General features: G+C 46.2%; 9 protein-coding genes. 2 read left to right on the top strand and 7 right to left on the bottom strand.

Annotated features, from left to right (window positions below; all coding sequences use genetic code 11):
- Positions 1-42 precede the first annotated feature (42 nt).
- Both B9J84_RS06465 and B9J84_RS06470 read left to right on the top strand, forming a co-directional pair.
- Positions 43-486, top strand: coding sequence for an Lrp/AsnC family transcriptional regulator (locus B9J84_RS06465; RefSeq protein WP_017050939.1), 444 nt, complete (start codon positions 43-45; stop codon positions 484-486).
- 158 nt (positions 487-644) lie between these two features.
- Positions 645-2,282 (top strand): phosphoethanolamine transferase, encoded by a 1,638-nt coding sequence (locus B9J84_RS06470; protein WP_094123785.1) that lies wholly within the window; start codon positions 645-647, stop codon positions 2,280-2,282.
- Between the two features lie 29 nt (positions 2,283-2,311).
- On the opposite strand, the gene B9J84_RS06475 is transcribed toward B9J84_RS06470, so the two are convergent.
- The 7 genes from B9J84_RS06475 to B9J84_RS06505 form a co-directional block, all read right to left on the bottom strand.
- Positions 2,312-3,652: a sensor histidine kinase gene (locus B9J84_RS06475; RefSeq protein ID WP_176429093.1), complete on the bottom strand. Its 1,341-nt coding sequence runs from the start codon at positions 3,650-3,652 to the stop codon at positions 2,312-2,314.
- A 61-nt stretch (positions 3,653-3,713) separates the two neighbouring features.
- Positions 3,714-4,370, bottom strand: coding sequence for a response regulator (locus B9J84_RS06480; protein WP_013856454.1), 657 nt, complete (start codon positions 4,368-4,370; stop codon positions 3,714-3,716).
- A 3-nt stretch (positions 4,371-4,373) separates the two neighbouring features.
- Entirely contained in the window at positions 4,374-5,003 is a 630-nt protein-coding gene (locus tag B9J84_RS06485) for a tetratricopeptide repeat protein (RefSeq protein WP_176428669.1), read from the bottom strand.
- Positions 5,004-5,030: 27 nt separating this feature from the next.
- Entirely contained in the window at positions 5,031-5,828 is a 798-nt protein-coding gene (locus B9J84_RS06490) for an SDR family oxidoreductase (protein ID WP_094123787.1), read from the bottom strand.
- Positions 5,818-6,552 carry a TenA family transcriptional regulator gene (locus B9J84_RS06495; protein WP_094123788.1) on the bottom strand — a complete coding sequence of 245 codons (735 nt, stop codon included), beginning with the start codon at positions 6,550-6,552 and terminating at the stop codon, positions 5,818-5,820. Before B9J84_RS06495 ends, B9J84_RS06490 begins: the two co-directional genes overlap by 11 nt.
- A gap of 1 nt (position 6,553) precedes the next feature.
- Entirely contained in the window at positions 6,554-8,053 is a 1,500-nt protein-coding gene (locus B9J84_RS06500) for an AMP-binding protein (protein WP_094123789.1), read from the bottom strand.
- Positions 8,054-8,063: 10 nt separating this feature from the next.
- Positions 8,064-8,672: a thermostable hemolysin gene (locus tag B9J84_RS06505; RefSeq protein ID WP_013856449.1), complete on the bottom strand. Its 609-nt coding sequence runs from the start codon at positions 8,670-8,672 to the stop codon at positions 8,064-8,066.
- Positions 8,673-8,926 lie beyond the last annotated feature (254 nt).

Here is an 8,926-nt window from a genome sequence, read left to right on the forward strand (position 1 = left end):
ATATTGGTCAATACCACTAATATTGAGCAATAAAAATAAGCCATGGACAGATTTGACGAGAGAATATTGCAAGAGCTACAACTTGATGGCCGAGTCTCGAATGTCGAGCTAGCCGAACGCATCGGCTTATCGCCCTCCGCCACGTTGCGCCGCGTGCAGGATCTCGAGCGTAAGCAGATCATTAAAGGCTATCGAGCGGTCTTAAATAAAACCCAACTTGATGTCGGGTTTGTCGCTTATGTGGCAATTGGCTTAAACAGCCATACGAAAAAAGCGCAGCTCAGTTTCGAAGAACATGTGCGCTACGCCAAGGAGGTGGTCGAATGCCACAACATTACCGGGATGAACGAATATTTGCTGCGTGTCGAAACCAAAGATCTCAGCGCCTATAAACGTTTTCACGCCGATGTGCTTGGTGAGTGCTTAACGGTGAAATCGATCACCACCATGGTGGTCATGGACTCTCCTAAAGACGAACGGCAATAGTATTTACGCTATCACTTTTAGCATTCGACAAGGTGCGCAAGGTACTAAGATAAGTAACTACTAAAAACTCATCTCATTCTAACGATTGAATTTCTTAAGCCTTTATTAAGAAAAGATCTTTATAAGTTCCATAACGTCTTCTCATCACACGGTATGTTATGGAACCCACAATGAAAAATCCTCGCTTCTCATACGCAAGTATTACCTTGTTGCTTGCTCTCTATTTCAGCTTGGTACTCAACATTCCTATTTATGCCAAGTTGGCACAGATTTTTTCGGCTGCTGAGCAGTTCAATTGGGGGTTTGCGTTCTCAATACCGATTTTTTTCTTTTTGGCGCTGAACGTTATTTTCCAACTGTTTTCGTGGCCTTATTTTCTAAAACCTTTTTTTGCGGTCTTACTCATCCTTTCTGCTGTGGTGAGTTATGCGAGTTACAATTACGGCACGATTGTCGACCGAGACATGTTGCTCAATGTCGTTGAAACCAATAGCAGTGAGGCAGGCTCTTATGTCAGTCTCTATTCCATTGTCTGGATCTCAGCGTTGGGCATCCTCCCTGCTGCTCTATTACTGCTTTCGCCACTTAAAGTAGAAAAATCCATTTCCCGCTTTTTAGGCTATAAAGCGCTATCAATATTGCTCTCTTTGCTCGGCATCGTCATTATTGCGGCGCTGTATTATCAGAACTATTCGTCGGTTGGGCGCAACAATAGTTACCTCAAGAAAATGATCATCCCCACTCACTTTGTCTATAGCGCTTATGGTCTTGTGAAAGATCGTTATTTTACCGAGCCCGTGGTGTATCAAATTATCGGCGCTGATGCGCAGCAGCAACCGAAAATTACCCATAGCCGTGATGCAGAAAAACCAACCTTAGTCTTATTTGTGCTAGGAGAAACGGCTCGCGCACAAAATTACCAATACTATGGCTACACACGTGATACCAATGCTTATACCGCGCCTTATCAGCCTATATTTTTCAGTGATGTCGCCTCTTGTGGTACTGCGACAGCGGTCTCTGTACCTTGTTTATTTTCCAATATGGATCGTCATAATTTTGATCGAACCAAAGCGGATAACCAAGACAATGTCCTCGATATCTTGCAGCGCGCAGGCGTCGACCTCTTATGGAAAGAGAATGATGGAGGCGATAAAGGCGTCGCGAAAAATATTCCGCAGAAAGAGCTGGATAAAACTGCGCGAGAAGGCCGATGTGACGGCAGCACTTGTTATGACGTCACAATGCTAGACAACTTAGATGAAGAAATTGCTAACCAAACTGGTAACCGAATGATTTTCATGCACATTATTGGAAGTCACGGGCCAACCTACTTTAAGCGCTATCCTAAAGAAATGGCGAAATATCAACCTGATTGCCCAAGAGCGGATATTGAAAATTGCAGCGTTGAGCAGATAGTGAATACTTACGACAACACTATTCGTTACACAGATTTTGTTTTGGCGCAGCTGATTGAAAAGCTAAAGTCACTGCAAGCGCAATACAACACCGCATTGATTTATGTCTCCGACCATGGGGAATCACTGGGAGAAAATGGACTGTTCTTACATGGTATGCCGTACAGCCTAGCACCCGATTATCAAACTCAAGTACCGCTTTTAGTCTGGTTATCTGACGAATTTGCCCGAACGAAAGGCGTGAATCAAACCTGTTTACGTCAAACAGCCACTCAGCCCTATGCTCAAAGTAATCTCTTTCACTCTTTACTTGGCATTATGGATGTATCAACCAATGCATACGAGAAAGCGCAAGATATTTTTGCGCCATGCCGCTAAAGAGTATGGATAAAAACAGAAGAGACCCGTTAACTTAGATGAAAACAAACCCTGAAGATGTTGCTGTCGTTGTGTCTCGGCAGCAACTCGACGGTGGCATTATGCAGCGCGGCGATATCACGGCAAATCGACATTCCAAGCCCCGCCCCATCGCCTTTTTCACTGTTAGCTCGATAAAAGTTATCAAATATTTTTTCTCGGGCTTCGTTCGTGATGTTGGGGCCGCTATCAGTCACATTCACTTGAATAAACTGATCATCGCCATGCAACGTAATATCAATGTGGCTGTGTACGCCAGAATAGCGCATCGCATTATCGATTAAGTTTTTAAACAACACGCCGAGTAATAGCTCGTCGCCTTGAACCGACAAACTCTGCCCTTCAAAGCTCAATTGTTGGTCGTGCTTTAACGCTAACGGCGCAAGGTCTGCGATAACTTGCTTAATAGAGACTGAGAGATCGACCGTTTGTGATGACAATTCCATAGTGCTTTCGACTTTGGCTAACATCAACAACTGATGAATAAGGCGGTCAGTACGCTCAATACCCTTAAGAATCATGTCCAGATCATATTTCAGTTGCTGCTCATTCTGGCTGAGCATGGCGTTTTCGGCATTTAATCTCAATACCGTTAGTGGTGTTTTAAGTTCATGAGCAGCCATGCGCGTGAAGCGTTTTTCTCGCTGCCAAGCCAATTCTAATTGAGCCAACAGTTGGTTGAGTGTCTCTACTAATGGTGAGAGTTCGGTGGTTTGTTCTGTAACGTAAATGCGATCCAACTTATGGACACTGCGAATGGCGATTGCTGATTTTAGTTCTTGCAGTGGTTTGAAACTTCGTCCAATAAGCATCACCAGCACCAAGATAACGCATGGGATCAAGATCAATTGCGGCAACGCGGTCGACAGTGCAATTTCATTGACCATTTCATCACGAATACTCTGTTTTTCCGCAACCAGAATGTATTCCGAACCGTGATCAGGATGAGGTTGCGCCAATTGAAAATAACGCCATGTTTGGCCATCAATGGTGACGTTGCCAAATCCATTATTGCTGGCATTGCTGCTAAAAGCGGGTTGCTGACTATCAGAGCTATACATCAACTGACCATCTCGATAAAACTGAAACAGAATGTACCGCTCATAAGGGTGACCATACTGCGTTGCCATCTCCTTGTTGGCTTGCGAAAGACGTTCAATGCTTTGCATCCACTGATCAAACTGTTGATGAAGATCGGCATTGTCTCCTTCTTTTATAGAGACAGAAGTCGCCATCAACAGTAATTTTGCCGATTGACCTAAGCGCGCATCGTAGACCTCCTCAACTTCATGTTGAGCAGTAGAAAAACTGAAATAAAGAGAAATGAGCAGTAAGCCACCGCTTAACCATACAGCCGACTGTGTTAAACGACGTTTAATCGAAAAGATTTTTTTATTTTTCAATCATATACCCCACACCACGGATATTTTTGATGACATTTTCTGGCATTTTTTTACGCAAGTTATGAATGTGAACTTCGATAGCGTTGTCACTGCTGCCTTCGTCCCAGCCATGAAGCGCTTGTTGCAATAGCTCTTTGCTCATCACTCGCCCTGCTTGAGTGATCAAACTGGCGAGAATTTTATATTCATTACGCGTCAGTTTGAGGGGTTGCTGACGATATTCAATCTCCTGCTTGGAAAGAGAGAGGCTCAGATCACCAATCGAAATCAGAGCCTCGGCGCTGCCCGAGCTGCGACGAATGATAAGCCGTAGACGTGCCAGTAGCTCTTCTAGCGCAAAGGGTTTACCTATGTATTCATCGGCTCCACCATCTAACCCTTTGACGCGATCGCTAATATCATCACGCGCCGTTAGGATCATCACAGGCAGCGAATAACCAGCGTTTCTAATGCCACGCAACACCTCAAGACCATCCATATCCGGTAAGGTTAAATCCAAGATCACCGCCGAAAACTGTTCAGTTTTGAGCGCACACGCCACGCCGCCACCTTTTTCTAGCCAATCCACCGTATAGCCTTGGCGAGTCAACGCCACCTGCATTGACTCGCCCAATTGTTTGTCATCTTCGACTAATAATAAACGCATACGTTATTTTAAATTCTCCAACAAAAGGGCAATTTCTTGCTGACGCCCAGCATCGGCAATCGCTCTTTGTGGCCTTGCTGGTGCTTGTTGTGCTTGCAACAGGTACTTTCTTGCTTCATCGGTTCTGCCTTGCTCGGCAAGAAAATCACCGTAAAAATAGTTGGCATCAATTCCTGTCGGGTTAATCAGCAGCGCTCTTTGCAGCAACTCTTCCGCTTTAACGTCGTCGCCAAAAGCCACTGGCCAGCCGGGCACTTTGTAATATAAGGTGCCTAAACTCGTAAAAGCCGAGCCATCTAAAGTATTAGGCGCTTGATCGATAACCTCTTCGTACAATAATTTCGCCTCTTTCACTAAAGATAGCGCACCCAACCCACCTTTTACGCCCGCTAATGAGGATTTATTGATGGCAAGCCACACTTTGAGTTCTGGGCTGTTGCTTGATTGCATCTCTAAGGTGTTACGCATAATGACACGTTCAAAACAACGTTCTTGATCATCGCTCGACTTCATTTTGTATTGGCATTTGGCCCAATCAGATTGAACCTGAGCTAAAGGGGTGATCGCAAAAGCGAGTGTCGTGCTTACCGCAAAGATGACCAATGCACTGGCCCATTTAAACACAGTTTTCATATATTGTTCTCCTTGAATTATCACGCTTTAACGGTTCAAAAAGGCAAGAATGGTCGCTTGCTGCTTTTTAATTGCCGACGAAATCACTGCTGGCCATAGTTGATTTAATCGCACCAACACTTTTTCAGGCCAGCCAATCCAGCGAGTTGTTGATTCGCTTTCGAGCATACTAAGCACATGTTGGGCAACAACCTCTGGCTCATCACAGTGATTGCCTACGGCTTGGTTGAACTGGTTCACCGTGTCATTATTCAGCTCGGTATTGGTCGCTCGCGGCGCTAGGTAAAGTACCTTGATACCCGTCCCCTCAAGCTCACGCTGCATCGCTTCACTAAAACGGTGCAACCCTGCTTTGGTAGCGCAGTACGTGGCATAACCCGGGTAACCAATAGCCCCTAAACTTGAGCCAATATTTAAAATAATCCCCGGTTTATTCAACCAATGTATCGCCGATTGAGTCAGTTGCATCGGAGCAAGTAAATTCAAATGCAGCTCCTGTTGCACTGAAACTGCGGTTCGTCTGGCTAATAAGCGAAACTGGTTGATGCCCGCATTATTGATCACCACACTGATTCGTTTCTGGCCCATAAAAAAGCGCTGAATGAAGGTGTTGATCTGCTCTATTCCTGACTCTGTGCTTAAATCTGCACTCAAAATCAGATGCTTCTCAGGCATGGGTAGCGTTTGCCGAAGTTGCTCGAGTTTTTGACCATCACGAGCCACCAGAACTAGACTGGCTCCTTGCTTAGCAAGCAGCAATGCGATGCGTTGCCCGATACCACCGGAAGCGCCGGTGAGTAAAACATGTTGATGATTAAGATCCATATTGCGACCTTACACCTTGCGAAGCTAAATCTTGCGAACCTGCATGTACCATTGACTCGCAAGGAAGCGGTAGTTCTCGCAGCATCTGCCCATACAGATCAAACACCATGTTTGCAGAGCGGATGATGGCCTCTTGATCGGATACACACTGAATGTTGTTCATTAACGATTCAAAAAAGCGGATGTGCCCTTGGTCAAGTTCACTGTGCGAAGTGAGATAGGTCATCGCCGCATCAGGAAGCTCCAAACGCTGTTTGACTAACCGTGCGATATTCCCACCGACACCCACACTGGTTCCTTCAAGTACCCACACCATACCAAATAAGCTCAACGGGTTAGCGCGATCAATCTGGTGATAGAGATACGCCACCATGAGTTCGATGGAAGCGCTGACGCGCCCTGCGCCCTCATTATGACGCACTGCGTCCACATCACCACCGCACGCTTTAATATCGTTCAAGATCCACTCTTGGTGGCCTTTTTCTTCATCGATGTACTCGGCAATCGCCGTTCGTACCCACTCATATTCATTGCCTAAGCGGCTGCCACATGCCATCAGCAGTGGCACCGTATGTTTAACATGGTGATAAGCTTGAGTGAGAAAACGAATATACATCTCTAGGCTGATCTCACCTCTTGCGCAGGCATCAAATACCGGAGCTTGCAACATCTGCTGCTGTGCTGGCTCAGTTTGTGTTTTTAAAATATGGAAAAATTTGCTCATTTTAAAGCTCCTCAGCCATTGAATAGAAGGAAGGAATAGAGATAAAAACCGTCTGTGGATTAGTGGTGTGGCGCGCCAAGCGAGCCTCTTGCAGTGCGTTTTCAATAGCTAAGCGTTTTGGGCGACCATTAGCGGTCAGCCACTTTTGCCAGCAATGAGTATCGCTCACCAACCAAAGCTGCGTGATGTGTGCGTAATCGGGCAACACGCTATTGAGCTGTTGCACGCGCGTAACGAGATCAGGTAAAGGACTGTCACTGACGGCCGTGAGGCCTGCCTGCCCGTCGCCCACCACCACAAATCGATGGTGTGCAATCAAAGCCAATGCTTGAGATTCAATCCATTCAGGGGCCACGTTACGCCCAAAACTGGTGATGATGAGGTTCTTTTTACGCCCGATGATGGTTAAAAAACCCTCATCATCGATTGTGGCCATATCGCCAGTTGACAACCACTCGTGGCTAAACGGCTCACCTAAATACCCCAAAGCCGTGTTGCCTTTAACTAACAATTCGCCATCTTGTGCCAGCGAAACCTGAAGATGAGACAGCACCTGTCCGCACGACCCCGGCTTATTTTGTTGGGGTGTATTCATACTCACGACCGAAGCACTTTCAGACAAACCATACCCTTCAAAAGCGGGAATGCCGAGCTGGCGAGCTGCGTCAATTAATTGGGGAGCCACTCGCGCCCCGCCCACGGCAACCCAGCGTAAAGGCAGCGCAAGAGCTGGGCTCTGCTTGACGACTTCAATTAATGCCAGCAATAGCGCAGGCGTTAGCACCAAGCTTGACGGCTGAAACTGTTGTAGTGCGAGTGCGAACGTTGCACCACAGAACTGGCTAGAACCGGTCAAACCTACTTCGCTGCCACAGACGACTGTTGATGTCACACCCAGAACCAAAGGAACATACACACCCGTGATGTTTTCTAACAAGGTTGAGAGAGGCAGCATCACGAGGTGACGCTCAACTTGCGCGGACATTTTCTCTGCGATCGCCAGCGTGACCGCTTGCATGTTTTCGTCACTCAAACACACCCCTTTCGGCGTTCCGGTGGACCCAGACGTAAAGGTGATTTTTTGCGTCAAAGGCAACACCTGTGCTGATGGATTCGCCAAATAGACAAAAGCAGGTAGATGGCTGAGCGTTGAGAAAGGTTCACCTAGCGTTGGCCAATCACCTAAGCAAACATCAACCCCCGATTCATACAGTAAGTGTTCAACCTGTGCCTTGCTAAAGAAAGTAGGTACAGGAACGAGCACTATTTTTGCGTGCATGGCCGCAAGGTCGATGATCACCCAATCCAAACTATTTTCAGCTTTTAATGCAATACGCTGAACCTGCCACTGGCACAATGTGCGTGCTGTGGCTTCCACTTTTTCTAAGAGCTGTTGATAGCTCAGCGCTATCTTTTCTTGTTTGGCATTGTGCCCAATGAAGGCAATGCTATCTGGCTTTTGCTGCGCATGTTGATGAAGCGCCGATAAAATTCGGTTCATAGCAAAGGCCTCACGCTTGTTTCTGGTTTAAATGAAATCGGTTGAGCAACGCCAGCCCCTGCGCCAAATTTCCCGCTAAAATTCGAGGGCTGTGTTGGTAATAACTGCCCCAAATTTGGTTGGCGTTAGGAATGCAAGATGCTGACGCTTTCGCGATCAATGTCGGTTGTAAACCAAATCGACGCATCAAAGCATGCAGTGGATCCGTTGCTGTAAAAACGCACCATTCATATCCTAAATCAACCAGCTGTTGAGCGATCAAAGTAAAGTGCAGCGCCGATAAACCACGACCAAAAGAGGCCAGTTGGCCAAATTCAATCAAAGCACTTCGGGATACTCGGCAATCAAAACGCTGCGATAAAATTTCATCGGCAGGTTGGTCAAGGTATTGTTCGAGAAACAGAGGCTCTTGCTGCGCTACGCGAAAACCACATACGGATTTCATTTCGTCATGATCAAGCAAAGCTAAATAAGCAGGCATAAAAGTGATAAGGCGTGCATCAAACGCTTGCTGATAACGCTCGCGCACAAGGTGTATGGCTTCCAACCAGCGAGGATGAGAAGGATCAATTACGGCCAATTGCAGATCAGATGCTGAGCGTATGGTTTTCATCGGCATTTCCTTTTTGCTTACTCTGTAAACAAAAATAACGGACGTAACTTAAGAATCCCTTAATAAGAGATTTTTTCTTCAACTCAATGAATGAGGAGCCGTTGAATATCCGATACCACTTAGCTCACTAACAAATGTGTGGCCAAATCTGAAGTGAACGATTTTTCTAAATTAGCCTGTCACGGATTGGCTTAGATACGGAAAATTATCATTCTCTACTATCGCCATTTGTATTGGTTCTAACGCGGAGACATCTTGCG

It is taken from the genome of Vibrio sp. V03_P4A6T147, assembly GCF_002241085.1.
Taxonomy (GTDB): domain Bacteria; phylum Pseudomonadota; class Gammaproteobacteria; order Enterobacterales; family Vibrionaceae; genus Vibrio; species Vibrio anguillarum.

Bases quoted from the DNA above. Each gene is read 5' to 3' on its own strand.
- B9J84_RS06465 (WP_017050939.1), top strand. From the start codon at position 43: ATGGACAGATTTGACGAGAGAATATTGCAAGAGCTACAACTTGATGGC.
- B9J84_RS06470 (WP_094123785.1), top strand. From the start codon at position 645: ATGGAACCCACAATGAAAAATCCTCGCTTCTCATACGCAAGTATTACC.
- B9J84_RS06480 (WP_013856454.1), bottom strand. From the start codon at position 4,370: ATGCGTTTATTATTAGTCGAAGATGACAAACAATTGGGCGAGTCAATG.
- B9J84_RS06485 (WP_176428669.1), bottom strand. From the start codon at position 5,003: ATGAAAACTGTGTTTAAATGGGCCAGTGCATTGGTCATCTTTGCGGTA.
- B9J84_RS06490 (WP_094123787.1), bottom strand. From the start codon at position 5,828: ATGGATCTTAATCATCAACATGTTTTACTCACCGGCGCTTCCGGTGGT.
- B9J84_RS06495 (WP_094123788.1), bottom strand. From the start codon at position 6,552: ATGAGCAAATTTTTCCATATTTTAAAAACACAAACTGAGCCAGCACAG.
- B9J84_RS06500 (WP_094123789.1), bottom strand. From the start codon at position 8,053: ATGAACCGAATTTTATCGGCGCTTCATCAACATGCGCAGCAAAAGCCA.
- B9J84_RS06505 (WP_013856449.1), bottom strand. From the start codon at position 8,672: ATGCCGATGAAAACCATACGCTCAGCATCTGATCTGCAATTGGCCGTA.